Source organism: Streptomyces sp. NBC_00459, from assembly GCF_036013955.1.
Classification (GTDB): Bacteria; Actinomycetota; Actinomycetes; order Streptomycetales; family Streptomycetaceae; genus Streptomyces.
This window is the reverse complement of record NZ_CP107903.1, coordinates 5,515,037-5,541,351: the sequence shown is the minus strand read 5'-3', so window position 1 is coordinate 5,541,351 and position 26,315 is coordinate 5,515,037. Positions and strand designations below refer to the sequence as shown.

The 26,315-nt window shown below is 71.9% G+C and carries 23 protein-coding genes; 11 read left to right on the top strand and 12 right to left on the bottom strand.

Translation table 11 applies throughout. The features are described from left to right. Positions 1–285: 285 nt before the first annotated feature. Together OHN74_RS24510 and OHN74_RS24505 are read left to right on the top strand one after the other, a co-directional pair. The gene (locus tag OHN74_RS24510) at positions 286–954 is read left to right on the top strand and encodes a sigma-70 family RNA polymerase sigma factor (RefSeq protein WP_327696720.1); all 669 of its coding nucleotides are present in this window, start codon (positions 286–288) and stop codon (positions 952–954) included. After that, complete coding sequence (locus tag OHN74_RS24505) at positions 951–2,315, top strand: zf-HC2 domain-containing protein (RefSeq protein ID WP_327696719.1); 1,365 nt, start codon at positions 951–953, stop codon at positions 2,313–2,315. The genes OHN74_RS24510 and OHN74_RS24505 overlap by 4 nt, the downstream gene beginning before the upstream one ends. A gap of 152 nt (positions 2,316–2,467) precedes the next feature. On the opposite strand, the gene OHN74_RS24500 is transcribed toward OHN74_RS24505, so the two are convergent. The 7 genes from OHN74_RS24500 to OHN74_RS24470 form a co-directional block, all read right to left on the bottom strand. Further along, positions 2,468–3,757, bottom strand: a complete 1,290-nt coding sequence (locus OHN74_RS24500; protein WP_327696718.1) for an MFS transporter — start codon at positions 3,755–3,757, stop codon at positions 2,468–2,470. A 153-nt stretch (positions 3,758–3,910) separates the two neighbouring features. Beyond that, positions 3,911–4,291: a nuclear transport factor 2 family protein gene (locus OHN74_RS24495; RefSeq protein WP_327696717.1), complete on the bottom strand. Its 381-nt coding sequence runs from the start codon at positions 4,289–4,291 to the stop codon at positions 3,911–3,913. Next, on the bottom strand, positions 4,288–5,172 hold the full coding sequence (locus OHN74_RS24490; RefSeq protein WP_327696716.1) for an NAD-dependent protein deacetylase of SIR2 family: 885 nt from the start codon (positions 5,170–5,172) through the stop codon (positions 4,288–4,290). The genes OHN74_RS24495 and OHN74_RS24490 overlap by 4 nt, the downstream gene beginning before the upstream one ends. Continuing rightward, positions 5,169–6,134 carry a protein-ADP-ribose hydrolase gene (locus OHN74_RS24485; protein WP_327696715.1) on the bottom strand — a complete coding sequence of 322 codons (966 nt, stop codon included), beginning with the start codon at positions 6,132–6,134 and terminating at the stop codon, positions 5,169–5,171. The genes OHN74_RS24490 and OHN74_RS24485 overlap by 4 nt, the downstream gene beginning before the upstream one ends. A 121-nt stretch (positions 6,135–6,255) precedes the next feature. Continuing rightward, on the bottom strand, positions 6,256–6,579 hold the full coding sequence (locus tag OHN74_RS24480) for a MoaF-related domain-containing protein (protein WP_327696714.1): 324 nt from the start codon (positions 6,577–6,579) through the stop codon (positions 6,256–6,258). Between the two features lie 32 nt (positions 6,580–6,611). Further along, complete coding sequence (locus OHN74_RS24475) at positions 6,612–7,382, bottom strand: nuclear transport factor 2 family protein (RefSeq protein ID WP_327696713.1); 771 nt, start codon at positions 7,380–7,382, stop codon at positions 6,612–6,614. After that, positions 7,379–8,086: a DsbA family protein gene (locus OHN74_RS24470; protein ID WP_327696712.1), complete on the bottom strand. Its 708-nt coding sequence runs from the start codon at positions 8,084–8,086 to the stop codon at positions 7,379–7,381. Before OHN74_RS24470 ends, OHN74_RS24475 begins: the two co-directional genes overlap by 4 nt. A 120-nt stretch (positions 8,087–8,206) precedes the next feature. Between OHN74_RS24470 and OHN74_RS24465 the strand changes: the two genes are divergently transcribed. Continuing rightward, entirely contained in the window at positions 8,207–9,163 is a 957-nt protein-coding gene (locus tag OHN74_RS24465; protein ID WP_327696711.1) for a helix-turn-helix domain-containing protein, read from the top strand. On the opposite strand, the gene purU is transcribed toward OHN74_RS24465, so the two are convergent. Then, on the bottom strand, positions 9,160–10,053 hold the full coding sequence (gene purU / locus OHN74_RS24460; RefSeq protein WP_327696710.1) for a formyltetrahydrofolate deformylase: 894 nt from the start codon (positions 10,051–10,053) through the stop codon (positions 9,160–9,162). The genes OHN74_RS24465 and purU overlap by 4 nt on opposite strands. Positions 10,054–10,141: 88 nt before the next feature. Further along, complete coding sequence (locus OHN74_RS24455; protein WP_327696709.1) at positions 10,142–10,642, bottom strand: SCO4402 family protein; 501 nt, start codon at positions 10,640–10,642, stop codon at positions 10,142–10,144. A gap of 117 nt (positions 10,643–10,759) precedes the next feature. On the opposite strand from OHN74_RS24455, the gene OHN74_RS24450 reads away from it, so the two are divergent. Further along, a complete protein-coding gene (locus OHN74_RS24450; RefSeq protein WP_327696708.1) occupies positions 10,760–12,061 on the top strand; it encodes an ABC transporter substrate-binding protein in 1,302 nt (433 codons plus the stop codon). Between the two features lie 77 nt (positions 12,062–12,138). Here OHN74_RS24450 and OHN74_RS24445 read toward each other — a convergent pair whose 3' ends face one another. Next, positions 12,139–13,911: a hypothetical protein gene (locus tag OHN74_RS24445; protein WP_327696707.1), complete on the bottom strand. Its 1,773-nt coding sequence runs from the start codon at positions 13,909–13,911 to the stop codon at positions 12,139–12,141. A gap of 130 nt (positions 13,912–14,041) precedes the next feature. Further along, a complete protein-coding gene (locus OHN74_RS24440; protein ID WP_327696706.1) occupies positions 14,042–15,427 on the bottom strand; it encodes a transcriptional regulator in 1,386 nt (461 codons plus the stop codon). A 342-nt stretch (positions 15,428–15,769) separates the two neighbouring features. Between OHN74_RS24440 and OHN74_RS24435 the strand changes: the two genes are divergently transcribed. From OHN74_RS24435 to OHN74_RS24405, 7 genes are all read left to right on the top strand, one after another. Next, on the top strand, positions 15,770–16,423 hold the full coding sequence (locus OHN74_RS24435; RefSeq protein WP_327696705.1) for a bifunctional DNA primase/polymerase: 654 nt from the start codon (positions 15,770–15,772) through the stop codon (positions 16,421–16,423). Positions 16,424–16,632: 209 nt separating this feature from the next. Further along, the gene (locus OHN74_RS24430) at positions 16,633–17,409 is read left to right on the top strand and encodes an ABC transporter ATP-binding protein (RefSeq protein WP_327696704.1); all 777 of its coding nucleotides are present in this window, start codon (positions 16,633–16,635) and stop codon (positions 17,407–17,409) included. After that, positions 17,406–19,004, top strand: coding sequence for a transporter (locus tag OHN74_RS24425; RefSeq protein ID WP_327696703.1), 1,599 nt, complete (start codon positions 17,406–17,408; stop codon positions 19,002–19,004). Before OHN74_RS24430 ends, OHN74_RS24425 begins: the two co-directional genes overlap by 4 nt. A gap of 130 nt (positions 19,005–19,134) precedes the next feature. Continuing rightward, complete coding sequence (locus OHN74_RS24420) at positions 19,135–19,947, top strand: hypothetical protein (RefSeq protein ID WP_327696702.1); 813 nt, start codon at positions 19,135–19,137, stop codon at positions 19,945–19,947. 44 nt (positions 19,948–19,991) lie between these two features. Continuing rightward, on the top strand, positions 19,992–24,206 hold the full coding sequence (locus tag OHN74_RS24415; protein ID WP_327696701.1) for a CHAT domain-containing protein: 4,215 nt from the start codon (positions 19,992–19,994) through the stop codon (positions 24,204–24,206). A 37-nt stretch (positions 24,207–24,243) separates the two neighbouring features. Beyond that, positions 24,244–24,408 (top strand): hypothetical protein, encoded by a 165-nt coding sequence (locus tag OHN74_RS24410; RefSeq protein ID WP_327696700.1) that lies wholly within the window; start codon positions 24,244–24,246, stop codon positions 24,406–24,408. Then, the gene (locus OHN74_RS24405; protein WP_327696699.1) at positions 24,405–25,076 is read left to right on the top strand and encodes a hypothetical protein; all 672 of its coding nucleotides are present in this window, start codon (positions 24,405–24,407) and stop codon (positions 25,074–25,076) included. The genes OHN74_RS24410 and OHN74_RS24405 overlap by 4 nt, the downstream gene beginning before the upstream one ends. A 138-nt stretch (positions 25,077–25,214) precedes the next feature. On the opposite strand, the gene OHN74_RS24400 is transcribed toward OHN74_RS24405, so the two are convergent. After that, positions 25,215–26,096 carry an alpha/beta fold hydrolase gene (locus OHN74_RS24400; RefSeq protein WP_327696698.1) on the bottom strand — a complete coding sequence of 294 codons (882 nt, stop codon included), beginning with the start codon at positions 26,094–26,096 and terminating at the stop codon, positions 25,215–25,217. Positions 26,097–26,315 lie beyond the last annotated feature (219 nt).

Here is a 26,315-nt window from a genome sequence, read left to right as displayed (position 1 = left end):
TTGCAGGGTACTGGTTTCGGTCACATGCGATCTCATTCGATCGAAAGCTGCCTAAATTGCGCCGCGATCGGTCGATCTCCGTTGGTTCTCTACCATCTGAAGCCCTTCGGAAGGCGCACAATGCCGCAAAGCGGAGTGGGCTGTCAGGGGGGCCGACTACATTCGAGGAGAGGGTGGGCAACCGCCGGACCTGGACAGGAACACGGCACGGGCACGACCGGCACGACTGAGACACACGACCGAGACGACTGACGCGACCGAGACGTACGGGGGTGAGGGGGCAGCATGCCGAAGAGGGACACACCGCCCCGCTGGGACCGCAAGATGCAGCAGCGGCTCGCGCGCGGGGAGGCGGCCGCGCTGGGTGAGCTGTACGACCGGTTCGCCTCCCTCGTGCACGGCCTGGCCCACCGTGTCCTCGCCGACGAACAGGCAGCCGACCGCATCACCCGCGAGGTCTTCGCCCACGTCTGGCAGCACCCCGACGCCTACGACCCCAAACAGGGCCCGCTGCGCTCCTGGGTGGCCACCCTGACCCACCGCCTCGCGGTGCAGCGGCTGCGCCAGACGGAGACGGCAGCCCTGGCCCACGGCGACCCGGACGGCCGGGACAACCGGGACCACCTGGAGGACGACTCCGCCGACACGTACGCCGACGCCACAGGCTCCTCCACGGGTTCCTCCTCGGGCTCCATGGAGGAACTGGAGCGCAGGGTCCGCCGCGCCTCCGTCGCCGCCCGCGCCGACTACATCGTCACGTCGATGCCGGCCCCGCTGCGCGCCGCCCTGGAGCTGGCGTACTTCCAGCGGCGCGACTACCGCCAGACCGCCGCCGACCTGGGCGTCACGGAGGCCGAGGCCCGCCGCCGCCTCCGCCTCGGCCTCCAGCTCCTGTCCACGGCCCACGACACCGGCGCACCGGGCGCACCCCCCGAATACGGGGGTGCGGTGTGAGCGGCGCGGGTCACGAGGACGGGGAGTGGGAGAAGTACGAGGGGTACGACCCCCAGGACCCCGACGTCGTCAACGGCGCCCTTGACGACGGCACTGGCGGCGACGGCGACGGCAAGGGACCGGAACCCGGCACCCCCCACCGCGCCGACGACGGCTCGCCCCGCATACCGATGCCGCGCTCCCCGGTCGAGGACACGGGACTCCCCCTGTCGGCCCCGACAGGCATGCCCGTCGTACCCCTTGTCCTGGAACACGACGTGCTGAGGTCGCTGCTGGGGGCATGGGCGCTGGCCGCCTGCTCGCCGGAGGAGACGCTGGCCGTCGAGGAGCATCTCGGGGAGTGCGGTGCCTGCGCGGACGAGGCCCGGCGGCTGCGCGAGGCCGTCGAACTGCTCCAGCGCCCGGAGCCCCTCGACCTGGACCCGACCCTGCGCACCCGGGTCCTGGAGGGCTGCCTCGACCGGCGCCCGCCGCGCATCCCGGTCCCGGAGTGGGCGACCGCGTACGACGCGGAGACCGCCCGCCTCGACGCCCTGCTCCAGGACTTCGGGGACTCCGAGTGGCACGCGCCCGTGCGCCTGCGCTGGTTCGAGGGCGACGAGCAGACGAGCCGCCGTACGACGGTCGCCGGTGTCATCGCCCACCTGCTGAGCGTGGACGGCCTGGTCGCGGTCGCGCTGGGCCTCGACGACCCGCTGACCGGCGAGCAGAAGACACCGGTCCCACCGGATCCCGCGTCCCGGACGGAGGCGTACTGGCGTGCCTCGTACTTCCCGCCCACCCGTTCCGTACGGGTGCCGTGGCGGGAGCAGAGCCATGGCATCGTACGGAACGTGTCGTTCGCGGGCGGGGGCTCGGGCAAGCTGCCGATCTCGTACGGCGACTTCGAACTGCCCCTGCACGAGGCGATGTTGGACCGTGCCTTCGAGTGCTGGGTGCACGCCGGTGACATCGCGGACGCGGTCGACTACCCCTACGAACCGCCGGCCCCGCGCCACCTCCACGGCATGATCGACCTCGCGGCCCGCATGCTCCCGGAGGCACTGGCCGCCCGCCGCCAGGCAGGCCTGGCCGCACCGAACCGGACGCACCGCCACCTGGTCCCGGCCGGCGAGCCCGGCCGCAGTCTCCGCCTGGAGATCGAGGGCTCCGGCGGCGGCGAATGGCTGATCCCCCTGGACTCCCCGGCCGCCCGTGCCTCGTCCGCCCACGAGGTGGCCCATGTGGCCCTGGACGGGGTGGAGTTCTGTCAACTGGCGGCGGGCCATGTGTCACCGGAGGAAGCGGCGGCGGGCCAGGACGGCGACAGGGAGGCGATCAGGGACGTGCTGTTCGCGGCGGCTTCGCTGAGCCGGATGTAGGCGCGCTCTCACGATTCGGCGCCTCGGTCCGGATGCATGGAACTGGACCGCCGCGACGCAGAGTTGCCGTTCCGGGTACCGACCGAGCGGAAGGAGAAGAACAGCGCCCCGCACCAGGGCCACCCGGGTCCGAAATTGCCACCGCGAGCTGGTCAGTCCTTGCTCTCCCCGGCAGCGGCTTCTGCGCTGTGCCGTGTCAGGTCGGTTGCCGAGGAATCGAGTTCGTCGGCGGTACGGGCCCCGCGGGTACGAGACACTGCCAGTGCGAGTGCCTGGACGACCGCTCCGGACAGTCCGATCCACAGGGCGAAGCGATAGCTGACCTGGTCGGCGAGTACTCCGCCGAGTGGTGCGCCCACCGCTACCATTCCCCAGTTCATCGAGCGGATCGTCGCGTTCATCCGCCCGCGCAGCCGATCGGGTGTCACCGCCTGGCGGTAGCTCATCTCCACCGGGCTTTCGACGCCGATGGCCAGGGACACGAGGAAGAAGCCGAGCGACACGGAGGCGAGTGCCCACGGTCCGCGCTCGGCCAGGACCAAGGGCAGCCAGCCGATGGCGGCGAGCAGGCGGAAGGTGATCAGGGTGGCGCCGACGTCGAGTCTTCTGGCCACGCGACCGGAGAGCGCACCGCCGAGTATCACGCCGACACTCGCGCAGGCGTAGGTGACCCCCAGACCGAATTCGCCGATCTTGAGGCTGTGCAGGGCGAAGACCACGAAGACCGTGGTCACCATGCTGTTGAAGAGGAGCATCGCGTGCGAGGTCAGGGCGATGGGCGCCAGCGTGCGATGCCGGTAGACCCATGCCACGCCCTCGCGCAGCTCGCTGCCCAGGCTGCGCCGTGCGCCTCGATCGGGGACGGGGTCGGGCGCTTTCACCGAGGCGAGCAGCAGGCCGGACACCAGATAGGTGAGGGCGTCCACCAGCACGGCAAGCGGCGCTCCCATGACCTTGATCAGTGCCCCGGCGATGAGAGGGCCGGTCGAGCCGGCCACCGCGTCGGCCTGTTGCACACGGGCGTACCCCGCGTTGAGCAGTTCCTTTGGCACCAGCTGCGGCACGTACGACTGGTTCGCCGCCTCGAACAGCAGAGACAGCACCCCGAACGCGAAGACGAACATGCACAGCGCGGGGATGGTGAGCCGATCCAGCGCATACAGCACGGGTATCGCACCGAGCAGGACTGCCCTTGCGAGGTCCGTGGCGACCATCATCGGCTTGCGCCGCCAGCGGTCCACCACGACCCCGGCTACGAGTCCGAAGAGCAGATACGGAACCCAGCGGGCGGCGTTGACGATGCCGACCTCCGTGGCGGATGCGCTCAGCGCCACGGCGGTAAGAATCTGCAACGCCAGCCCCGTGACCTGAGAACCGAACGCAGACACAGCGGAGGCCGTCAGGAAACGTACGTACCCAGGGACTTCCACCAGGCGCGGCATGATCGGACCGTATCAGCGAAGATCACCGGCAGACGATGGCGGAACAGGTCACCCAACGACGGCAGAAAGGCGTCAGGGCCAGATCCAGGAGCATGGGGACCGCCAGGCCCAGCCAGGTGAGGAATGCCTCCAGCAGGCTGCCCGGGCTGATGGTCAGAACATCGTGTTGTCGTTCTCGGAAGTGGGTGGGATCACCTGGAGGACGTCCCAGTGTTCGACGATCCTGCCGTCCGTGTCGAACCGGAAGATGTCGATGCCGGCGTACTCCTCGTCGGGCCACGTCTGGTGGCAGTGCAGGATCACGTGGTCGGCTTCGGCGAAGGCTCGCTTGACCTCCACCCGCTTGCCCGGGTACTCGGCGGCCATGCGCTCGAAGTAGTCGATGAACGGCTGCTTGCCGTCGCCGACGTGCGGGTTGTGCTGGATGTAGGTGTCTCCGGCGTACTGGTCGATCGCCTCGGCAGGGCGGCACTGGTTGAACATCAGGTCGTAGAACGCCTGAGCCGTGGCCTTGTTCTTCTCCGGGTCGCTCATGGTGCCACCGTAGGTTCGGGTGCCGGGTGCGGCACGGTGAGTGCGTCGAGCAGGTGGTCGGCTTCGACGGGGACGGGCAGGGTCCGGCCGTCGAGGTCGGCGGGGGTTTCCGGGTGGGTCGGGTTGACGCGTACGAGGCGTGCGTGGGGGAAATGGCGGGTGAGATGCTCGCCCGGCCATCGGATGACGCCGGGGGTGTTGAATCCGGCGCCGAATTCGAGGATGAGCAGACGGGTGTCGGCGGTGGCCGTTCCCAGCCAGTCGTCGAGACGGCGGCCCGCCGGGAGGTAGGGGCCGTCGACGAACTCGGGGCCGATACGGACGTTGATGTCGACCTCGCCGCCGCAGTTCGGGCAGTCGGGCAGGGGCTCGGCGACGGCGCCGGTGGCCGGGTCGTACCCGGCGAGGAGTCGTTCGACGAGGGGGCGGCTGTCCCAGGTGGCCGGGGTGCAGGGGACGGTGCACTGGTAGCGGCCGTAGTCGCCCTGCGGGGTGAAGATCCGGTCGGGGGCGAAGCCGTTGCGGGCGAAGAGGCCGTCCACGTTGGACGTCATCACCCAGTGGTCCTTGTCGCCGACGAGGGAACTCAGCTGCTGGTAGAGGGGGTTGGGGTCCGTCGCGAAGCGGATGTCGTCGATGTGGACGGCCCAGTAGCCCCACCGCAGCTCGGGCGGCAGCGGTACGCCGACGAGGTAGCGGGAGCGCAGGCCGAGGCGGTGCAGGGCGGGGAAGAGCTCCCGGAAGCGGTCCTCGTCGCCGTAGTCGTATCCGGCGGCGGCGCTGAGTCCGGACCCGGCGGTGATCAGGACGCGGTCGGCCTCGCCGAGCCAGGTGTGTATCGTCCGCGCGGCGGCTTCCAGGTCGAAGGCGGGCTGGTTCATCGGGGCTGGGTTCCTTCGGTCAGTGCCTGGAGGTAGGCGGCGCGGTCGTCGTCCGCGTACACGTTGAAGATCACGCGGTCGAGCCGTCCGGGGTGGCGGTCGAGCCAGTCGGCGACGGTGTCCAGGGCGATGCGGGCGGCGGGCGCCTTGGGGTAGCCGAAGACGCCGGTGCTGATGCCGCAGAACGCGAGGGTGCGGATGCCGCCCGCTTCGGCGGCGAGGTCGAGGCAGGCGCGGTACGAGGCGGCCAGTGCCTGCCTGTGCCGCGGGAGCACGGGGCCGTCGACGATCGGGCCGACGGTGTGCAGGACGTAGCGGGCGGGCAGGTGGTGGCCGCGGGTGATCTTGGCGGTGCCCGTCGGCTCCGGGTGACCCTGAAGGGACATGACCGTGTGGCAGTCGTCGCGCAGACGAGGGCCGGCAGCGGAGTGGAGTGCGTTGTCGATGCACGGGTGCATCGGGCGGAAGCAGCCGAGCAGGGCGCTGTTGGCGGCGTTCACGACGGCGTCCGCGCCGAGGGTGGTGAGGTCGCCCTGCCACAGCACCGTACGGTCGGCGGCCCGGTATGCGGTGTGGGGAAGCGTGTCGCGGACGGTGGGCAGCGAGGCCGCGTCGATGGTGTCGTGTGCCAGGCGTTCGCCGGCCAGGAGCGCGTCCAGCACGCGGGCGGCCCCGGTGGGCAGCGGGCCAGGATCCCGGACCGTCAGCACCGCGCGCAGGAGCCGCCGGGCGGCGGCGTCGTCGAGCCGGTCCGCTGTCTCGGGGAGCAGCCCGGCCCTCGCCGCCGCCGGGTCGTCGCCCAGCAGGCCGAGCGCCTCGCGGACCAGGTCGGCGGACCGGCCGTCCTGGCCATCGCCGGCGTCGGGCCGGAACGGCTCGTCCAGCGCGACGGCGGCGCGGTAGGCGGCGAGCGGCAGCGTGGCCGGAGTCGGGGTCGAGGCCGGGGTCGAGATCGGGTACATGGCGGTCCTCCGGGCAGTGGGCAGGTGGCGGGGCGAAGGGTGGACGGGTCCGCCGAACCGCACGCCGCCGCTGTGCCCTCACCCGCGGAGCGGTGGGAGCACAGCGGTGGGTGAGGGCCCGTCAGACGGGTTCGAGGACTCCGGTGTGGAGTTCGGCCACGCGGCCTTCGCCCGTCTCGTAGGTCCAGAAGGCGTGGACCGTCAGGGCGTCGAGGTTCATGACGTGGGTGATCGTCATGCCGGACTCCTCGACCCAGCCGAGCATGAACAGGCCGGGGGCGACCTCGGCGGTGTGGAGGGTGACGTTCTCCTCGGCGCCCTTGGTCGGGCCCTCCAGGGTCTCGTAGTGGAGGGCGGTGCCGTCCGCCGCGTAGGTGTTGCGGAAGACGACCCCGTTGTCGACGCGGAGGACAAAAGTCTTCCCGGCGTACGTGAGCTCACTCATCGTGTCTGTCTCCTTGCCGGCGTCGGGTGGCTCTAGAACAGGCCGTTGCCGTGGGGCAGATCGGCCGGGATCGGGGAGATGACGTCCCAGTGCTCGACGATCCTGCCGCCCTGGACGCGGAAGAGGTCGTAGTAGGCGACGGGGACGCCGAACTCGCCCTCGGACTGGAGCAGGACGAACTCGCCCTCGGCGATGACCCGGTGGATGGTCTTGTAGACGAGGTTCTTGCCCTGCTCGCCCCACTTCGCGGCGGCGGCACCGAAGCCGTCGAGGCCGTCGGCGGCCTCCGGGTTGTGCTGGTGGTACGTCTCGGTGGAGATGTAGTCGGTGAGCACCGAGTAGTCGGCGCCGACCAGGACCTTCTGCGCGAACTCGGCGACCAGGGCCCGGTTGGCCTCGGTCTCCTCGGGCGCGGTGACCTCGGTGGGGCCGTCGGTCTGCGAGCGCCCGGAGGCGGTGTCCTCGACCTGCGGGGTCAGGGCGTCCCAGTGCTCGGCGAGCTTGCCGTCGGCGTCGACGCGGAAGACGTCGAAGGCGATCAGCGGGTCGGGGCCGAAGCCGTGGTACGTGCCGTGCAGGGCGACGAGGTCGCCGTCGGCGATCACCCGGGCGCCCTCGTAGCGGAAGCCCTTCGGCAGGCCGGCGACCAGCCGGCGCAGGGCATCGGGGCCGTCGGCGGCCAGGGTGCTGTGCTGGGTGTAGTCGGCGGCGACCCAGCGGTCCACCGCGCTCGGGTCCTGCTGGCCGAACAGTTCGCCGGCGGCGGTCAGGACCGTGTTCTTGGCGTTCTTGGCGCTGCTCATGACGGTTCTCCTTGCGAGGGCAGGTTGTGCGTGAGGGCTTGCGGAAGGGGCGTGGTCAGTGGAAGGAACGTGGTCAGCCGCTGGTCGAGCGCTGAGGTCAGGGAGGCGGCGGTGGAGCCCGCGTCGCCCATCCGGTCGGCACCGTGCGGGGTGTCCAGCAGCAGCGTCGGGTAGGAGAGGACACGCAGTCGGCGCAGCGCGCGGAAGTCGGCGCGGGCCTTCACCCGGCCGGACGGGGAGCTGTACGCGGCGGTCACGGCGTCCGCGTCCAGGCCGAGCTCACCGGCTATGTCCCGGTAGACCTCAGCGTCGGACAGGCTGCGGCCGTCGACGAACCACGCCCGCTGCACGGCCTCGGCCGCGTCCAGTTCGCTGATTCCGGGCTGGTCGCGCAGCGCGGCCAGCCCCGCCCCGGCGGCGGCTGAGTCGAGCACGGTCGTTCCCCGCGATATCGCGCGGTCGTAGCCCGTGCCGAAGGCGACTCCGGTCAACCGTGTGACGGTGCCGCGTTCGGCCGACAGATGCGGATAGGCCGCGATCGGCAGCGTCCGGGCACCGGTGTAGAGGCCGGCCGACAGGACGCCGAGCCGGATGCGGTGGGCGTTGTCCTCGGCGAACGACCGCAGGGTGGGGCCGAAGCCGTAGCACCAGGCGCAGTACGCGTCGAAGGCGTACGTCAAGGAGGCCCGTTCCGCCGAAGGCATCACACGCCTCCTCTCCTGGCACTCTCTTACCGCTTTCCGACATCGAGTGATGCCGGACGGGCTGACAGCTCCAAGCTAGAACGGTTGAACAGGTGCAATCGGATACGCTGGCGACTACCGATGGTCAAAAACCGACACGATCCCGGCCGCGAGATCCCGGAGATCTCCTTCGCACCGCCCGCCGGCACCCCCGCCGGTGTCGAGGTGCTGCCCCTCGCCGAGCTGCGCCACCGCGTACCCGGCGAACGGCTCACGGCCCCCCAGCGCCCGGACTTCCACCACCTGATCACCCTCACCGGCGGAACCCTGTGGCACACGGTCGACTTCACCGCCTACGCCCTCGAACCCGGCTCATGGCTGTGGGTTCGCCCCGGCCAGGTCCAGCAGTGGGGCGACCTCACCCACGCCGACGGCACCCTGATCCTGTTCCGCCAGGACTTCCTCGACCCGGCCACCGCTGCCGGAGCCCGCACGGAGGACCCGCACGCGCCGATCCTGCGGCGGCCCCTGCCCGACGACGCCCGGGCCCTGCGACTGGCCGGCGCCCATCTCACCGCCGAGTTCCACGCACTCGGACAGCTGCCCCTGGAGATCCACACCGCGGCCCTGCGCCACCTGCTGGCCGTCCTCGTCCTGCGGCTGGCCCACCTCACCGGGCCCGTCGGCAGCCCCGCCCCCGACCCCGACGCCACCTACCTGCGCTTCCGTGACGCGGTGGAGGCGGACTTCGCCCGCACCCGCCGGGTCGAGGACTACGCCGAAGCGCTCGGCTACTCGGCCCGCACCCTCTCCCGGGCCACCCTTGCCTCAGCGGGCCTCGGCGCCAAGGAGTTCATCGACCGCCGCGTCGTCCTCGAAGCCAAGCGGCTCCTCGCCCACAGCGACCGGACAGCCGCCCGGATCGCCGACCGCCTCGGCTTCTCCAGCGCCACCCACTTCAACAAGTACTTCCACCAGCGCACCGGCCAGACCCCGATCGCCTTCCGCGACACGGTCCGCGGACACGCCCCGAGCACCCCGAGCACCCAGGCCGGTCCGAGCACTCCGAGCACCCGGAAGGGCTGTTCGCCTGCCTAGGCGAACACCACCGTCCGCCGCCCGTTCAGCAGGATCCGGCGCTCCGCATGCCACTTCACGGCCCGCGCCAGCGCCTGACATTCCACATCACGCCCGATGGCGACAAGCTGGTCCGGGGTCACGTCGTGGGCGACCCGCTCGACCTCCTGCTCGATGATCGGGCCCTCGTCAAGATCAGCCGTCACATAGTGCGCCGTAGCCCCGATCAGCTTCACGCCCCTCGCATGCGCCTGGTGGTAGGGCTTCGCGCCCTTGAAGCTCGGGAGGAAGGAGTGGTGGATGTTGATGATCCGGCCGCTCAGGTTCTTGCACAGGTCGTCCGACAGCACCTGCATGTAGCGGGCCAGAACGACCAGTTCCACGTTCTCCGCGCGCACCAGCTCCAGCAGCCGCGCCTCCGCCTGCGCCTTCGTGTCCTTCGTCACCGGGATGTGGACGAAGGGGACGTCGTACGAGGCGACCAGCTCGGCGAAGTCCGTGTGGTTGGAGACGACGGCAGCGATGTCGACCGGCAGCGCGCCGATGCGGGCGCGGAAGAGGAGGTCGTTGAGGCAGTGGCCGAACTTGCTGACCATCAGGACGACCCGCATGCGGTCCTCGGCCCGGTGGATCTGCCACTCCATGTGGAAGGCGTCGCCGATCGCCGCGAAGCTCGCCCGGAGCTTCTCCACCGTCACCGGCGTCTCACCCGAGAAGTGGACGCGCATGAAGAACAGTCCCGTGTCCCGGTCGCCGAACTGCTGGCTGTCCTCGATGTTGCAGCCGGTCATGAAGAGGTAGCTCGACACGGCGTGCACGATGCCCTGCTTGTCGGGGCAGGAGAGGGTGAGGACGTACTGCTCGGCGGGCTTCCCGGCGGGGGCCGCGGCTGCGCTGGACTGCTCGTTCATGCCGCACAGGGTCCCATATTCACCTGGAACGGCCGACTCCCGTCCGCCACCCGGAACGCACCGGAACAGCTACGTGCGTCACCGGCTCCTACGCCGAGCGCGTGAGTATCCGCAGTACCTCCAGTGTGCGCGGCGGGACGTCCGGCTCCTCGCCGTCGCTCACCGCGAGGCGCACGTGGGCGTCCCGGGCCGCGCGGACCGCCTCCGGCCAGCCGGCGTGGTCGAGGTAGGCGGAGACGGGAGCGTCCGGGCCGACCTGGTGCATGATCCGCAGGACGCGGAGCACGGCGGTGTCGACGAGGGCGGCCTCCTGGGAGTCCCGGAAGATCGTGCCGACGTATTTCTCGGCGGACCAGCTGTCCAGCCAGGTGTCCTCGACCAGGCGGTACACGGCGTCGGTGACGTCCCCGTACCCGTCGACACCGGCCAGCCAGACGTCCCGCTGGAACACCGGATCGGAGAGCATGTGCAGCGCGGAGCGCACATTGCTGCGCCAGCGCCACCACGGCATGTCGTTGAGTGGCATGCCGCCCATGGTGGGGGAGCGACGGCCGCGACGGGAAGAGTCTTCCGAACCTTGCACGGTCATCGATCGTACGGTCCCTGTGAAAATGAGATCAACACCCCCCGTAATTCACCTCCCCGTCACCATATGTTGACCAAGGGTCACATCCGGGTTGGTCGTGTGACGGAATCGTGCATGTCCATGACCGGCAGGCGACGCACCCGCAGCACCTTCCGTACCAACCTCCCCAGGTCCATGCGCGCGAGATCCATGAGCGCTCTGGCCGTGTGCGCGGCGCTCGCCGCGGGCTGCGGGGTCGTACCCGGCACCTCGGCCGACTCCGAGGGCGGCGAGGTCACCGTCATGACCTGGGCGCCGGAGGGCACCGACGCGACCAACAAACCCGGCATGCCGGCGATGGCTCAGGCGTACGCGCGCTGGATCAACTCCACGGGTGGCCTGAACGGGCGCAAGCTCAAGGTCCTGACCTGCAACGACCACAACGACCGGGTGACCGCAGCGAAGTGCGCCCGGCGCGCCGCCGACGAGGACGTCGTCGCCGTCGTCGGCTCCTACAGCCAGTTCGGCGACGACTTCCTGGGCCCCCTGGCCTCCGCCGGAATCCCCTACATCGGCGGCTACGGCGTCACCAACGACGAGTTCACCAACCCGATGTCCTACCCCGTCAACGGCGGCTCGCCCGCCCTCCTGGCCGGTCTCGGCAAGGAACTCGCCGCCGTCTGCGGTCCCGTCGCCCTGGTCCGCCCCGACACCATCGCCGGCGACCAGTTGCCCCAGCTCCTCGACTCGGGTCTGCGCGCGGGCGGGCACGCCCCCGCGCGGAACCAGCTGGCGGCCGAGGACGCCACCGAGTACGGAACGCACACGAGGCTCGCCCTGGAGCGGACGACGAACCCGTTGCCCGAGAAGAAGGGCTGTGTGGTGCCGGCGCTCGGGGACCGCACCAACACCTTCATGGACTCCTTCCGGCGCGACCGCGAGGACTACCCGGACGTGCGCACCGCGACCGTCCTCGGCAGCGTCGACCAGACGGTGATCAACGCGACCGGCGGCAGGTCCGGGCCGTACGAGGACGCGTACATCACCGGCTGGTACCCGGTGGCCAGTGACGCCCGCTGGGACGGGATGAAGAAGGTCATCAAGGAGGAGGCCTTCGGCGACAACCGCATCGACCCGCAGGACGCGGGTGTGCAGACCACCTGGATCGCGTACACCGTCCTGAAGACGGTCGTCGAGTCGCTGGAGGGCGGCGAGGTGTCCTCGACCACCGTCCGGCGGGCCCTCGACGACGGTCTGGGTGTCACCACCGGCGGCCTCACCCCGACCCTGCGCTGGCGCTTCGAGGACCTGCTCTCGGTGGTCGGGTTCCCGCGCCTGGTCAACTCGCAGGTGACCCTCCAGGTCGTCCGCGAGGGACGGCTGGTCGCCGCCCGCAAAGGCTTCATCAACACGACGAAGCTGCTGGAGAACGCGGAGGACTGACAAGAGGGCCGACGAGCGGTCCCTCCGGGAGGGACCGCGCCGGACCGGATCCGGGTCGGGCCCTGGTCGGAACTGGGTCAGAGCTGGGTGGACTGGCGTTCCGTCAGGTCGTACGTCTTCGCGATCGTGTTCCACAGCTCGGCCGCCCTGGACTTCTGCTCGGTGGCGACGCCGCTCTGCTGGTTGCCCTTCTGCGTCTGGCCCGTCGAACGGGCCTGGCCCTTCTTGCAGCCGTTCTTGCCCGCCGTCTGGTCGGCCCAGGCGGCGTAGTGGTTGTCGGCAGCCTGGGACGCCTGCCAGGCCTTGGTGAGGGCGTCGGTCAGCCCGGCGTGCTCGGGGAGCTTGTCGACGGCCAGCGTGGAGAGCCGGGTGACCAGTTCACCGCGCTGCTGGGCCGCGCCGCGCAGGTCCGCGGCGGCCTGGCCGAGGTTGTTGCAGGACTTGACGTCCGACACCGCCCTGATCACCGTGTCGCGGCTGTTGTTGCTGTCGGCGAGCAGTTTGTCCAGCTCGACGGCCTGTGCCTTGGCCGGGTCGGCGGCCGGTGCCTCGGACTCCTCCGGCGCGGCCGAGGTCGCCGCGACCGTCTTGTTGCCCGCGTCCTTGTCGCTGTCCCCGCCACTGCTGCTCAGCATGGCTCCGGCCCCGATCCCGAGCACGACGATGCCGACCCCGAGAGCCGCGATGACGGCCATCCGCGAACGCCGGCCCCCGCGGTCCTGCTCGCCGTCCATGTCGTGGGGCGCCTGGAAGCCGTACGGGGCCTGCTGGGCGGCGTACGGAGCCTGCTGGCCGTAGGGGGCGGGGGCGGGCTGCTGGGGCTGGATGCGGGGCATCTGCTGGGTGGCGCCGGCCGGCGTCTCGGCACCGGGGCCGCTGCGGAAGAGGTTGTCGAAGGCGGAGGGCGGCTGACGGTCGTCCGCACCGCCCTGGGGTATGCCGTACGACCCTCCGGGCACCGGCGGGATGTACTGGGTGGCGTCGGCGTCGGAACCGCCGGGAGCCGCCTGCGGCACACGGCCCAGGTACGTGGTCGCCTCGGCGGCCGTCTGGGGCGGCATCGCGCCGGGGCCCACGGGCGGCAGGAACTGTGTCGCCGCCTCGTTGACGTGCGGGGGCGCGGGCGCGTGCGCCGCGACCGGCGGGAGGTACTGGGTGGCCGGCTCGGCGACCGGCCCGGGGGTGCCCGGAACGGGCGGGATGAACTGCGTCGCGTCCTCGACCGGGGGCAGCGAGGCGCCGCCGTACGGACCGTACTGCTGGTGTGCCTGCTGCTCGTACTGCGGGGCCGCGGGCGGATACGGCGCGGACTCGGGGCCAGGGTCGGCATGGGCGGCATGTACGGAGTAGGGGGCGCCCGGAGTCGGCTGAGCGCCGTAGCCGGGCTCGCCGTAGCCGGGCTGCTGGGCCCAACCGCCGGACGCGCCCGGGTCGTTGTTCCACGCCGGTGCCGACGGCGCCTGCTGCTCGGGCTGTTGCTGGGGCAGCGGCTGTTGCTGCGGATGGAACTGGCCCTGGTCGCCCCACTGTTGGTGCTGCTGGGCGTCGGGCGGCGTCGGCCAGCCCCCGGACGCCTGGGGCTGCGGCTGAGGTTGCGGCTGTGCCGGGGCCTGGTAGTGGCCCTGGTAATCGTCCTGGTCCTGGTTCGTGTCCGGGCCCCACGGCAGTCCCCAGGCCTGACCGCCGGTCGGGTTCGGGGCAGGGGCCGGAGGCGCGGCCGGGACCGGAGCCGGCCGGCCGCTTGCCCCCGTCATACCCGGCAGCAGCGGTTCGCCGCCGTCGGAGGGCAGCACGATGCCTTCGCGCGCCACGCGCTGCGAGTGCTCCTCGCCCTGTCCACTCTGCGTCACCGGGACTCCTGCTGATGGGGGGACCTTCGGAATCGTCAGTTAAAGCTACCGGGTTCCCGGAATCCGATTGACGAATCACAGGGCCGGACCACTCCCCCACCAGCATCTCAGCGCCCCGCTGTGTCTCCCGTCACGCCGCCGCCCGCAGGTCCATCCGTGCCCCGAACTCCCGGACCACCGGTTCGTCGCGGTACGGCTCCAGGCGCAGCTGGAGGTCCTCCAGGTACTCGGCGCCCCGGTTGGAGCGCAGGGTGCCGAGGAGTTCCACCGCGCGCAGGCCCGTGTGGCAGGCCTCCTCCACCTCGCGCTGCTGGACCTGTGCCGTGGCCAGCAGCACCAGACCGATGGCCCGGCGCCGCGCCCGTGTCTCCGGGTGCCCGTCCAGCGACTCCTGCGCGCACCGCGCCGCCGCCTCGGCCTGGCCGAGGTCCCGGTGGCAGTGCGCCAACTCGTCGGCCAGATAGGCACCGTCGAAGTGCGCGATCCACGCCGGGTCGTCCCCGGACTCCGGATCGGCCGCCTCCAGCGCGTTGACCGCACGCCCGGACGCCAGCTGGGCCGCCCGCGCGTCGCCCATCAGGGCGTGCCCCCGGGCCTCGGCGGCGTGGAACATCGCCTCCGCGCGCGGGGTAACCCGGCCACGCGCCCCCTCCTGCGCCGCCCGCGCCAACTGCGCGATCTCCCGAGGGTTTCCGAGCTGAGCGGCGAGATGACTCATGGAGGCGGCGAGTACGTATCCCCCGTACCCCCGGTCCCCGGCCGCCTGGGCGAGCCGGAGCGCCTGGATGTAGTAGCGCTGGGCGAGACCGGGCTGGCCGGTGTCGACGGCCATGTACCCGGCGAGTTCGGTCAGCCGCGCGACGGCGGCGAAGAGGTCGCGCCCGACCGCCTCCCGGTACGAGCCCGCCAGCAGCCCGGAGACGACACTGTTGAGGTAGTGCACGACGACCGGACGCACATGCCCGCTGCCGAACTGGTGGTCCAGGTCCGTGAGCGCCTGTGTCATCGCGCGCACCGCCGCCACGTCCGACGGCCCCACACGTGGACCCGCCTGCCGCGCCACCTGGGAGTCGGGGGACGAGATCAGCCAGTCGCGGCTGGGCTCCACGAGCGCGGACGCGGCGACGGACGAACCGGAGAGGAAGTCCCGCCGGCCCACGTCACTGCGCCACAGCTCACACACCTGCTCGATGGCGCCGAGGACGGTCGGGGAGAACTGGAGTCCGACGCCCGAGGCGAGGTTCTTGCCGTTGGCCATGCCGATCTCGTCGATCGTGACCGTACGGCCGAGTTTGCGGCCGAGGGCCTCGGCGATGATCGCGGGCGCCCGGCCTCGGGGCTGCTGTCCGCGCAGCCAACGGGCCACGGACGTCTTGTCGTACCGCAGATCGTGGCCGTGCTCCGCGCCGCACATGTTGACGCGGCGGGCCAGCCCGGCGTTCGAGCAGCCCGCTTCCTGGATGAGCGCCTGCAGCCGTTCGTTCGGCTGCCGCGCGACGAGAGGCCTTGCGGCCATGGCGTACCCCCTGTGGCTGCGGTGCCGTGCCCACGCACCGAGTTGACGTGTCTTCCGTGCCCGGAACCCCTTCTCCGTGCGCGTCCTGACGGCGGACGAGTACGGCGAAAAGATCCGGCCTCGAAGATCAATGCCCCGCAGACATGCCGACAATGCGAAGCATGTGAGGATTGCCGGGGTAAAGGCGGATGCCCAGCCCCCACCCCTGCCTACCCAGCCCCGCCCGGGATCCTCCTGCGCGCCCCCGCCCATGCATCCATGCGCCCCAGATGCGGAATCGATGCACCTCCCCCGCGCATGTGACATGCGTAACTCATGATTCCCACTAGAGTTGTCCTCATCGTGGAAGAGACCATCGCGGGCCCTGATGCTGCCCAAATCCCCAAGCAACGCGGCGAATCCCTCTTGGAAACCGCCGTCCGTTACGCCGAAGAACGCCACTGGGACGTGTTTCCTGGTACGTGGCTGGAAGCAGTCGACGGGGTACAGCGCTGCTCCTGCGGCGACACCGCGTGCGCCCTGCCCGGCGCACACCCGACGCGGCCCGACTGGGTGACGCAGGCCACGGGCAGTGCGACCGTCGCGCGCCGGCTGTGGACCGACCAGCCGACGGCGTCGATCCTGCTGCCGACCGGCCATACGTTCGACGCCATCGATGTGCCCGAGACGGCCGGGTTCCTCGCGCTGGCGCGCATGGAGCGGATGGAACTGACCCTCGGGCCGGTGATGTTGACGCCGGATCGGCGGATGCGGTTCTTCGTGCTGCCGGGGGCGTCGGTGAAGGTGCCTGATCTGGTGCGCAAGTTGGGGTGGTCGCCAGCCTCGCTGGATCTGGTCGCGTTGGGCGAGGGTGCGTATGTGGCTGCGCCGCCTACCCGGTACGCGTCTCGGGGGGCCGTGCAGTGGGCCTGCCGGCCTACGCCCGCGAATCGGTGGCTGCCGGATGCGGAGGAGTTGATCTCGCCGCTTGCCTATGCGTGTGGGCGGGATCGGTAGGTTCGCCGTTCGGGGTGCCTGGTTTCGGTTGTCTGGCGGCTGCGGGTGCGCTGTGGCTTGTCGCGCAGTTCCCCGCGCCCCTGAAAGGCCTGGGGTTGCCGCCCGTCGGGAACTTCCCCACGCCCCTGAAAAGCCCGGGGTTGCCTCCCGTCGCCGCTCATCGAATGCGGCCCCGTGTGCTGGGAACGGCTGCCGTTTAGGCTCCTCGCATGGTTGATGGTGCTGCCGTGCGGGTGCGGGGACTCTGGAAGCGGTTCGGGCAGCAGGTGGCTGTTGCCGGGATCGATCTGGAGTTGCCTGCGGGGAAGTTCGTCGGGCTCGTCGGGCCGAACGGGGCCGGGAAGACCACCACGCTCTCGATGGTGACCGGGCTCCTGCGGCCCGACCAGGGCACCGTGGAGGTCGTGGGGCACGACGTGTGGCGCGACCCGGTCGAGGTCAAGGCGCGGATCGGGGTGCTGCCCGAAGGGCTTCGGCTCTTCGAGCGGCTGTCCGGGCGTGAACTCCTCGCCTACTCGGGGCGGTTGCGCGGGCTGCCCGGCGCCGAGGTCGACAAGCGGGCCGCCCAGCTTCTCGACGTCCTGGACCTGGCCGGCGCCCAGCACAAGCTCGTCGTCGACTACTCGACCGGCATGCGCAAGAAGATCGGCCTGGCCGCCGCTCTCCTCCACAATCCCGAAGTCCTGTTCCTCGACGAGCCGTTCGAGGGCGTGGACCCGGTGTCGGCACAGATCATCCGGGGTGTGCTGGAGCGGTACACGGCCTCCGGCGCCACCGTCGTCTTCTCCTCCCACGTCATGGAACTGGTCGAGTCGCTGTGCGACTGGGTCGCGGTGATGGCGGCGGGACGGATCCGGGCACACGGCACGCTGGCCGAGGTGCGGGGTGACGCGCCCTCGCTCCAGCAGGCGTTCCTCGAACTCGTCGGCGCGGGCGGGCGCGACCACGGGTCCCACCTCGACTGGCTGGGCGGCGGCGCCCGATGACGGTGGAGGGGTCGGTCACGGCCGTCGTCGTACGGCTGAAGCTGTCGCTGCTGCGCAACGGGCTCAGACAGTCCGCGGGGCGGCGGGCCGCATACGTCTTCTCCGTCGTCTTCGTGCTGCTCATCGCCGCGCTCCAGTTCCTCGGGCTGCTCGCCCTGCGCGGCAACGCGCACGCCGCGTCCGTCACCGTTCTGCTTCTCGCGGTCATGGCGCTGGGCTGGGCCTTCATGCCGCTGTTCTTCCCCAGCGGGGACGAGACCCTCGACCCGACCCGGCTGGTGATGTTCCCGCTGCGCCCCCGGCCGCTGGTCCGGGCACTGCTCGCGGCCTCGCTCGTCGGTATCGGGCCGCTGTTCACGCTGTCCCTGCTCGTCGGGTCGGTGATCGCCCTGGCGCGCGGTGGGCCGGCGTTCGTGGTGTCGCTCGTCGCCGTCCCCCTCGCGCTGCTGGTGTGCGTGGCGCTCGCGCGGGCCGTCGCCGCCGCCAACATCCGGCTGCTCAGCAGCCGTAAGGGGCGCGATCTCGCCGTACTCAGCGGGCTGGTCGTCGCGGTCGGGGCGCAGCTCGTCAACTTCGGTATGCAGCAGCTCGGTTCGGCCGGGCTCGGTCAACTCGACCCGGTCGCGGAAGTGCTGGCTTGGGTGCCGCCCGCGTCCGCCCTCGGGGCGGTGGACTCGGCGAGCGAGGGCTCGTACGGGGTCGCGCTCGCCCAACTCGCGCTCAGTACGGCGGCGTTGGTGCTGCTGCTGAGGGTCTGGTCGCAGACCCTCACCCGGTTGATGACCTCGCCCGACGGGTCGACGCTCCAGGCAGCCGAGCCTGCCGGCAAGGGGGAGCGGACGTCCGGCGGACTCGCGCGGCTGCTGCCGGACGGGCGTACCGGGACCGTCATGGAGCGGAGCCTGCGGTATGCGTGGCGGGACCCCAAGACCAAGGCCGCGTGGGTGACCTCCCTCGCGATCGGGCTGATCGTGCCGGTGTTCAACGCGTTGCAGGGCACCGGTTCGATCTACTTCGCCTGCTTCGCGGCCGGGATGCTCGGCATCCAGATGTACAACCAGTTCGGGCAGGACACCTCCGCCTTCTGGATGGTCGCGATGACGATCTCGTCCACCCGGGACGCGTACGTCGAACTGCGCGGCCGGGCACTGGCGTTGCTGCTGATCAGCCTGCCGTACGCCACTCTCGTGGTCGTTCTCACCACCGCGCTGCTCGACGACTGGGCCACCCTGCCGGAGGCGCTCGGGCTGTCCCTCGCACTGCTGGGGGCGATGCTGGCGGCCGGGGCCTGGTCGTCGGCCCGGTTCCCGTACTCCATCCCGCAGGAGGGCTACAAGAACGTCGCCCCCGGGCAGTCCGGGCTCGCCACGGTCGCCATTCTGGGCGGCATGGTCGGGGCGTCCCTGCTGTGCGCCCCCGTCATCGCCCTGACGATCTGGCTGAGCGTCGATTCCGGCGGCGACCGGTGGACCTGGCTGCTGCTGCCCGTCGGCACCGTGTACGGCGCCCTGCTCATACTCCTCGGACTGCGGCTCGCCGCCCCGCGCACGGCACGGCGGCTGCCGGAGATCCTGGCGGCGGTCAGCAGGGGCTGAACCCCGACCCCCGCCCCCCATCCGCTCGCGCACTCGCGCGGAGAGTGAACTTGCCTACGGCATAAGGGGTTTGAGTGGCGAATCGCGGGGATTGAGGGGGTGACGAAAGCTTTCAGGGGGGAGCCTGCGCATGGCCAGATGGTTCGGCAGATCCAGGTCCAGGAGCTACGACAAGCCCGGAGCCGCGGCGGAGTCCGAGCACCTCGAACCCCTCGGTGTCTCCGACGACCTGCGGCTGGCATACGGCCGCACCGGCGACCCGAAGCTGCTGCGCGGCTCGCTCCAGGCCGCCGAGCTGGCAGTGGAGGTCTATCCGGTCGACGACATCCGGCACGCCGCCGCCCTCTCCTCGCTGTGCATGCTGCACCGGCTGAGCTGGGAACGCGACCGGTCCGCCGCCGACCTCGTCAAAGCCGTCGACTACGGCCGCCAGGCCGTCGACAAGTCCCTGCCCGGCGACCCGGTGCTCCCCCGGCACATGTCCTCCCTGGCCACCGCCCTCCAGGAGGTCTACGACAGCACCAAGGACACGGAGTCCATCGACGAGGCCATCGCCCTGTACCGCGGCTGCCTGGACATCATGCCGGTGCGCGCCGCCGGGCTGAACGAGGAACGCGTCGCGCAGGAGTCCAACCTCGCCAACTCCCTTCTCCGCAAGGGGCGCACCGCCAACGACAGCGCCATCCTGGACGAGGCCGCCGAACACGCCCGGGCCGCGCTGCGCGACACCCCCGAGGACCATCCGATGCACGCGCCGCGCCTCATCAACCTCGGCGGCGCGCTCCTCGGCCTCGTGCAGACCGGCCACCGGGAGCACATGGCCGCGGCGGAGGACATGTACGCGCGTGGACTGCGGGGACTCCCCGTCGGCCACCCCTCGCGCGCCGGCGTGGAACAGACGCTCGCCATCATCAAGGGCCTGCGCAGACAGTTCGGGGTCTGACGATGCCTGACCGGTCCGGCCGGGCCGGTGATCCCGATCGGCCCGTGGCCGAACTGACCCTGCACGTCGAGGACTTCGCCGGCCCCGACCGCTGGCGGTGGGTACTGGTGGCGCCGGACGGCGGGGTCCTCGCCCGGCACGAGGTCCGCCTGGACCCGACCGGACCGCGGTACGAGGCCTTCCTCGACCTGCCCGGATATCTGCGCAGGCACGCGGCCCCGGACGTGCGGGCGGCGCGGGAACGGGAGATCGTCCGGGACGTGGGCACATGGATCGGTGCGGAGGTGCTCGGGCCCGTCGCGCCCGCGCTGCTCGCGGCGGCCCCGGCGGTGGTACGGGTCGTCGTGCCGAGGGATGTGCCGGCCGCGCGGCGCCTGATGTTCGTACCGCTGGAGCTGGCGCATGCGCGGGGGCGGCCACTGGCCGTCCAGGACGTGACCCTGGTGACGCAGTGGGGTGCGGGCCATGAGGGCGGGGAGCACGAAAGGGGGCGGACCGTAAGGGTGTTGGCGCTGTTCAGTCTGCCCGAGGGCAGCCGGGCGCTGAACCTGCGGCGTGAACGGCTCGCGCTGACCCGGCTGTTCACTGAGGCGGCACACGCCGGTCGCGCGGTGGAGATGCGCACACTGCAGTACGGGGTGACACGCGAGCGGCTTCGTGCCGTACTGGCGCGGCCGGCCGGCTGGGATCTCGTCCACGTCTCCGGACACGGCGCTCCCGGCGAACTCCTCCTGGAGACCGGCGCCGGGCGCCCCGACCGTGTCCGAGGGCCCGAACTCGTCGACCTTCTCGGCGTCGCCCGTGGCGTCTCCCTCGTCACCCTGTCGGCCTGCTGGTCGGCGGCGGCCGGGAATCCGGTGGGCGACGGGGCTTCCGGCGGTCCCGAGGGGCCCGTGGTCGGGGCCGTCGCCGGGGACCTCGTCGAGCGGCTCGGGTGTGCGGTGCTGGCGATGCGGTACCCGGTGGAGGACGGGTTCGCGACCGCACTCGCCGAGCATCTCTACCGGCAACTGGTCGTCGAGGGACGGGTGTTGCCCCGGGCGCTGGCAGGAGCGGTGGCCGATCTGTCGGCGGTGGGCGCACCGGCGGAAGGGGTGCCCGCGTCCGCTCTCCGGGCGGCGACTCCGGCGCTGTTCGGGGCGCGGGCGGTGGGACTCACCCTGGGTGCGCCGACGGAGGAGGCGCCGGACGGGACAGGCTCTGTCGGCCAGGGCACGGCCGGCCGGCTCCCGCCTGAACCCGAGCACTTCGTGGGCCGTGTCGCCCTCCTCACGCGTGCCGGTGCCGTACTGGACCCCCGCAGCGGGCTCAGCGGGGTGCTGCTGCAGGGCATGCCCGGGGTCGGAAAGACCGCGTGCGCAAGGGAGTTGGTCGCGACGCACGCGCACGCCTTCGAGCGGGTCGTCTGGTTCACGGCACCCCGGGAACAGGATCAGCGGTATCCGGGGGGAGCGCTCGGCGCCTTCGCGCTGACCCTGGAGCAGGCGGTGCCGGGACTGCGCTGTCTGCATCTGCTGGACACCGGCGGGACCGAACAGCCGGCCAAGGACTTCGTGGGCGCCGTCGCCGCGTGGCTGGAGCGGGAGCGGGCACTGCTGGTCGTCGACGGCATCGACGCACTGCTGACCCCCGACAGGGCCTGGCAGGACCGGCGTTGGGGGGAGCTGGCCGATGCGCTGTCCGAGCACTCCGGGGCGGGGCGGCTGATCCTGTGCGGGCGGGTCCGGCCGGCCGGGCTCGGAGTGCGCGTACGGGCCGAACCGGTCGGCCTGCTGACCCCCGACGAGGCCATGCTGCTCGCCCGCGAACTGCCGCACCTGGCCCGCCTGCTCGACGGACGGCTCCCCGGCACACCCCCTGCGGAAGCCCGGCGACTCGCCACCGGGCTGCTCCGACTCGCCCAGGGTCACCCGAGGTTGCTGGAGCTGGCCGACGCCCGGGCCGCCGATCCGGAGCGCCCGACCCGACTGCCGGCCACCGGAGACCGGGCATCGGCGGCCGACGGCACCGACGACGAGCAGCTACGCATACTGCGCACCTGGTCCGACGGTGTCACCGCCGGGCTCGCCCCCGCCGACCGCGACCTGTTCCACGTCCTGTGCTGTCTGGAGGAGACCGACCGCACCCGTCCGGCCGTGGACCACAACTGGCCCGACCTGCGCGCCCGACTCGGCCATCAGGAGACACCGGCTGCCGCGGCGCTGCGGACACTGGTGGCCCAGGGCCTGCTCACCCCTCGGTCCGGAGAGTCGTACGAGATCCAGGCCGCCGTCGCAGCCGAGGGGCGGGCGCGGGCCGGTGCGCGGTTCCGGGAGCTGGTCGACACACGACTGTCGGGTTACTGGCTGCGGGTGTTCGAGATGGCGTGGACCCGCGAGGGCACCGGCGCCGAGGACGCCCGATCGGCCGGGCCGCTGCTGACGCACGCCGCGCTCGCCGCCGCTCCCTATCTGATCCGGCTGCGGCAGGAGTCGTCCGCCGCGACCCTGCTGGAAGCCGTACTGCGCCGGGACACGTCCGCTCCCACCAGGGCCCGCGTACTGCCCCTGCTGCGCCGGATCGCGGCCCGCGCCGCGTCCGCGCCGGGCAGCGGGGTCGCGGCGCCGACGGAGGCGCTGGCGCGGGTGCTCGGCGAGACCGACCCGGTCCTCGCGGAACGGCAGGAACGCGCCGCCCTGGCCTCGGCGCTCGAACGCGGAGACCACTCGGCCGCCGCCACCGCGACCAGCGGCCTGGTCGACCTCTGCGTTCGCACCGGACGCCTTACCGAGGCGCTCGCCCTCGCCGACCAGGGCGCCGACCACGCCCGGCGGGCCGGCCTGGGCACCTGGACGACGCTCCTGTACGAGGTCCAGCGACTGCACGTCCTGTCGCAGACCGACCGGGCAGGCGGGGCCCTCGCCGAGGCCGACGCCCTGCACCGGCGGATGCGTGACGTGCCCCGGGAACGCGGCCCCCGTGAGGGAGTCGACTGGTGGGCGGTCTGGGAGGAGCTGTGCGACACCGGGCAGCGGGCCGCGATCGAGGCGGGCGAGTGGCGGCGGGCGCTGGAGTACGCCGACGACCTGTGCGGCTCCAAAAGGGCGCGCGGCGCGCCGGTCACCGACTTCGCGCAGGCCCGCCTGCCCGCGTACATGCCGTTGCTGCGCCTGGGCCGCGCCGAGGACGCGCTGCGGCTGCTGGAGGAGTGCCGGGAGGTCTTCGAGGATGCCGGGGACTTCATGTACCTGGGTGAGGTGTTCGGGGCGCTCGCCAATGTGGCGGACGTACGGGGGCACGGCGAGGTGGCGGTCGCCCGGGAGCGGGACAGTCTGCGGTACGCGTACCGGGCGGGGTATCCGGCGCTGGTCGCGGTCGGCCACGCCAACCTGGGCACCTATCTGCACAGCCACGCGCGGGACGCGGCCGGCGCCGTCGCCCACCATCTCGCGGGGGCGCTGCTCGCCAGGCTCACCGGGGGCGGCCGGACGATGAACGCGGCGCTGTCCCTGGTGGGCGACCTCCGGGAGTTCGGGGCAGCCGCCGACGCCCGACTGCCCCCGGACGTCGAGGAGTTGTGCGCACGGGTGGCCGAGGTGCCCGGGGTGGCCCTGGACCGGCTGCTGGCCGGCCTGGACCCCGGGCTCGTCCGCGCCCGGGAGACGCTCGCCACGCTGGTCCGGGAGGCCCGCGAGAGTGCGCGGGAGGAGGACCCGGGGGCGAACCGACTCGGCGCCGTGCAGGCGGCGGCGTGGGGCATGACGTGGGAGCCGGTGCTGGCGGCACTGGTGGCCGCCGAGCGGCGCAACACGGCGGCGAAGGTGAAGCTGCGCCAGCACCTTGCCCGACTCGTCGAGCTGGACCCGATGTTCGTCCCCCTGACCGTCGTACTGAACCGGATCCAGGGCGGCGAGCGCGGGCCGGGTGTGCTCGCCGGGCTGGGGCCTCTCGACGCCGGGGTGGCCGGCCGCGCGCTCGACGCACTGGCCGGCCGGGTGACCGTGCCCGTCGAACTGTGGACCGTGATGCATCTCGGCATCGCCTTCGGCAGCTTCGTCGCCGCCGCTCTCGGCCAGGACATGACCGGCGAGGTGAACCGCGAGAACCTGGACGGGTTCGCCTCCGACCCCGTCCTCGCGCAGATGGCCCCGGTCCTGGAGCGGATTCTCGTCGGCGAACGCGACCCCGGGCTCGCCGACGGGCTTCAGGAGCCGGCCCAGCGGGCGGCGGTCGCCGCGGTGCTGCGCCACCTCAACGACGTGGAGTCGGCGTCCCGTTGACCGGCCGGTGGCGTCTGCCGACTGGGATACTGCGCGTATGGCGGACGCCCCGAAGATCAACGAAGTGCGGCTCGGTGACGACGGCGTGCTGGAGTTCTACGACGGCACGGCGTGGGTCCTCTACCCGGACGTGCCCGACGACGACGGGCCGCCCCAGGCGCTGACGAAGGACTCCCCCACCGCCGAGGACTGGCCGCAGTGACCGCGCAACCGCCGCCGGCCCCGCCCGAACCGGGCATCGTCACCCCCTTCGACGCCCTCCCCTCCCCGCTCGACGCCGTGCCCGAACTGCGGGCAGCCGCACGGTGGATGATCGCCTCGTTCGGTGCCGTCGGGGCCGCGCTCGTCGGTGGTGGGCCGCTGGTGGCCGTCGGGAAGGTGCACGGTCCGGGCGAGGCGCTGGCCGCCGGCGGTGCGCTGGCCGTGGCGCTCGCCGGGGTCTGTCTCGCCGTCTGGCAGGTCAGCCGGGTCCTCGTGCCGCCGATCACCACCGCCGCCACCCTCAACACCCCGGCGGCGCGCGGCCTGCGCGAGCTGGTCGACGCCTCCCCTGCCGACTTCTTCGGCTCCGCCGCCACCGGCGTCGACGACCTGCTGCGGCACCGGGCCGTCGCCGTGAACATCCACCGCGCGCTGGCGGCCGAGACCGACCCGCAGCGCCGCGCGCAGTTGCGAGGGCATCTGGACCGGGCGAAGGCCAACATCGCCCGCACCGACCCCTTCGTCCGCTGGCTGCTCGCCATGGCGCACGTCTGGCAGATCCGGGCCGCCTTCCACGAGGCCCGCCGCTGGTGCCTGCTCGCGGTGACCCTCGTGGCAGCCGGGGCGGTGGCCTTTCTGACGGTGACGGGAGGGGGCGGCAAGGGCTGACGGGCCGAGCGGTCCCGCGCGCCCCGGAAGGGACGCACGGCTGTATCCGATCTGCGGGCCCGGCACGGGGCTCGACCAGCCCCCACCGGGCCCGCGAGCAAGAACCACCTGCTCCGGAACCGCCCACCCGGCGGAGCGCTACCGCGTCAGTACGCCGTCCAGGAAGGGTTCGACGGCCGCGCGCCAGGCCTCCGGCCGGTCGTAGTGCACGAGGTGGCCCGCGTCGGCCACCTCCGCGTACTCGCCCCTCGGCAGGACACGGACCATCTCCTGGGCCTCCGCCCGGCCCAGTTCACCGTCCAGGCCGCGCACGACCAGGGTCGGGCACTGGACCTGCGTCAGCTCCTCCCAGTGCGCGTCGAACACCCACGTCTCGCGGGACTTGAGCATCTGCTCCGGTTCGAAGACGGGGCGCCAGCCGTCGGGGGACTCCTGCATCACCTCGGCGTAGAACTCGCCGCGCGAGGGGCTGGGCCGCTCCACCCAGGGGTCGTCCTCACCGAACCACTTGCGTACGTCGGCGAGGGTGGTGAAGGGGACCGGCCAGGCCTTGAACCAGTCCTCCCACTCGCGCTGGGAGGCCGCGCCCAGTGCCGACGCCCGCATGTCGCAGATGATCAGACCGTGCACCAGGTCGGGGCGTTTCGCGGCGAGTTGCCAGGCGGTCAGGGCGCCCATGGCGTGGCCTATGAGGACGACCGGGCCGAGGCCGAGCTGTTCGATCGCCGCCTCGGCGTCCTCGACGTACGCCTCACGGGTGTAGATGTCTCCGGCCGGACGGTCGCTCTGGCCGTGGCCCCGTTGGTCGAGTGCGACGGCCCGGTGCCGCTCGCCCAGCCAGCGGGCGGCGGACGCCCAGTGCGAGGCACGGCCCATGAGCCCGTGCAGTAACAGCACGCCGGGTGCCCGGTCGGGTTCCGCGACCCGGGTCTGTTCCTCGCCGGCTTTGGGAGGGTCGGCGAACTCCCAGGCGGCAAGGCGCACGCCGCCCGCTCCGGTCACGTCGATACGCCGCGCCATATGTCCTGGCACCCCCCTAGCTATCGAAGTTTCCTCTGCCGATCTCTGGATCACCGGGACCGAACCACTGGATCGCTGGATCGCTGGACCACAGATTATCGAATGGCTATTCGAAAATGCGGTCTCCGGCCGCAACACCCCTCGTTCGAGTGACCCCACGCAAGGAATGATCCGCGTGGCCGAGGGGAGATCTTCTGCGGGAGGCGGACCGCTCGGGGA

Bases quoted from the DNA above. Each gene is read 5' to 3' on its own strand.
- OHN74_RS24465 (WP_327696711.1), top strand. From the start codon at position 8,207: ATGGTCAAAAACCGACACGATCCCGGCCGCGAGATCCCGGAGATCTCC.
- OHN74_RS24510 (WP_327696720.1), top strand. From the start codon at position 286: ATGCCGAAGAGGGACACACCGCCCCGCTGGGACCGCAAGATGCAGCAG.
- OHN74_RS24480 (WP_327696714.1), bottom strand. From the start codon at position 6,579: ATGAGTGAGCTCACGTACGCCGGGAAGACTTTTGTCCTCCGCGTCGAC.
- OHN74_RS24500 (WP_327696718.1), bottom strand. From the start codon at position 3,757: ATGCCGCGCCTGGTGGAAGTCCCTGGGTACGTACGTTTCCTGACGGCC.
- OHN74_RS24475 (WP_327696713.1), bottom strand. From the start codon at position 7,382: ATGAGCAGCGCCAAGAACGCCAAGAACACGGTCCTGACCGCCGCCGGC.
- OHN74_RS24420 (WP_327696702.1), top strand. From the start codon at position 19,135: ATGGCCAGATGGTTCGGCAGATCCAGGTCCAGGAGCTACGACAAGCCC.
- OHN74_RS24490 (WP_327696716.1), bottom strand. From the start codon at position 5,172: ATGAACCAGCCCGCCTTCGACCTGGAAGCCGCCGCGCGGACGATACAC.
- OHN74_RS24410 (WP_327696700.1), top strand. From the start codon at position 24,244: ATGGCGGACGCCCCGAAGATCAACGAAGTGCGGCTCGGTGACGACGGC.
- OHN74_RS24455 (WP_327696709.1), bottom strand. From the start codon at position 10,642: ATGACCGTGCAAGGTTCGGAAGACTCTTCCCGTCGCGGCCGTCGCTCC.
- OHN74_RS24440 (WP_327696706.1), bottom strand. From the start codon at position 15,427: ATGGCCGCAAGGCCTCTCGTCGCGCGGCAGCCGAACGAACGGCTGCAG.
- OHN74_RS24495 (WP_327696717.1), bottom strand. From the start codon at position 4,291: ATGAGCGACCCGGAGAAGAACAAGGCCACGGCTCAGGCGTTCTACGAC.
- OHN74_RS24485 (WP_327696715.1), bottom strand. From the start codon at position 6,134: ATGTACCCGATCTCGACCCCGGCCTCGACCCCGACTCCGGCCACGCTG.
- OHN74_RS24450 (WP_327696708.1), top strand. From the start codon at position 10,760: ATGACCGGCAGGCGACGCACCCGCAGCACCTTCCGTACCAACCTCCCC.
- OHN74_RS24400 (WP_327696698.1), bottom strand. From the start codon at position 26,096: ATGGCGCGGCGTATCGACGTGACCGGAGCGGGCGGCGTGCGCCTTGCC.
- OHN74_RS24430 (WP_327696704.1), top strand. From the start codon at position 16,633: ATGGTTGATGGTGCTGCCGTGCGGGTGCGGGGACTCTGGAAGCGGTTC.
- OHN74_RS24470 (WP_327696712.1), bottom strand. From the start codon at position 8,086: ATGCCTTCGGCGGAACGGGCCTCCTTGACGTACGCCTTCGACGCGTAC.
- purU (WP_327696710.1), bottom strand. From the start codon at position 10,053: ATGAACGAGCAGTCCAGCGCAGCCGCGGCCCCCGCCGGGAAGCCCGCC.
- OHN74_RS24425 (WP_327696703.1), top strand. From the start codon at position 17,406: ATGACGGTGGAGGGGTCGGTCACGGCCGTCGTCGTACGGCTGAAGCTG.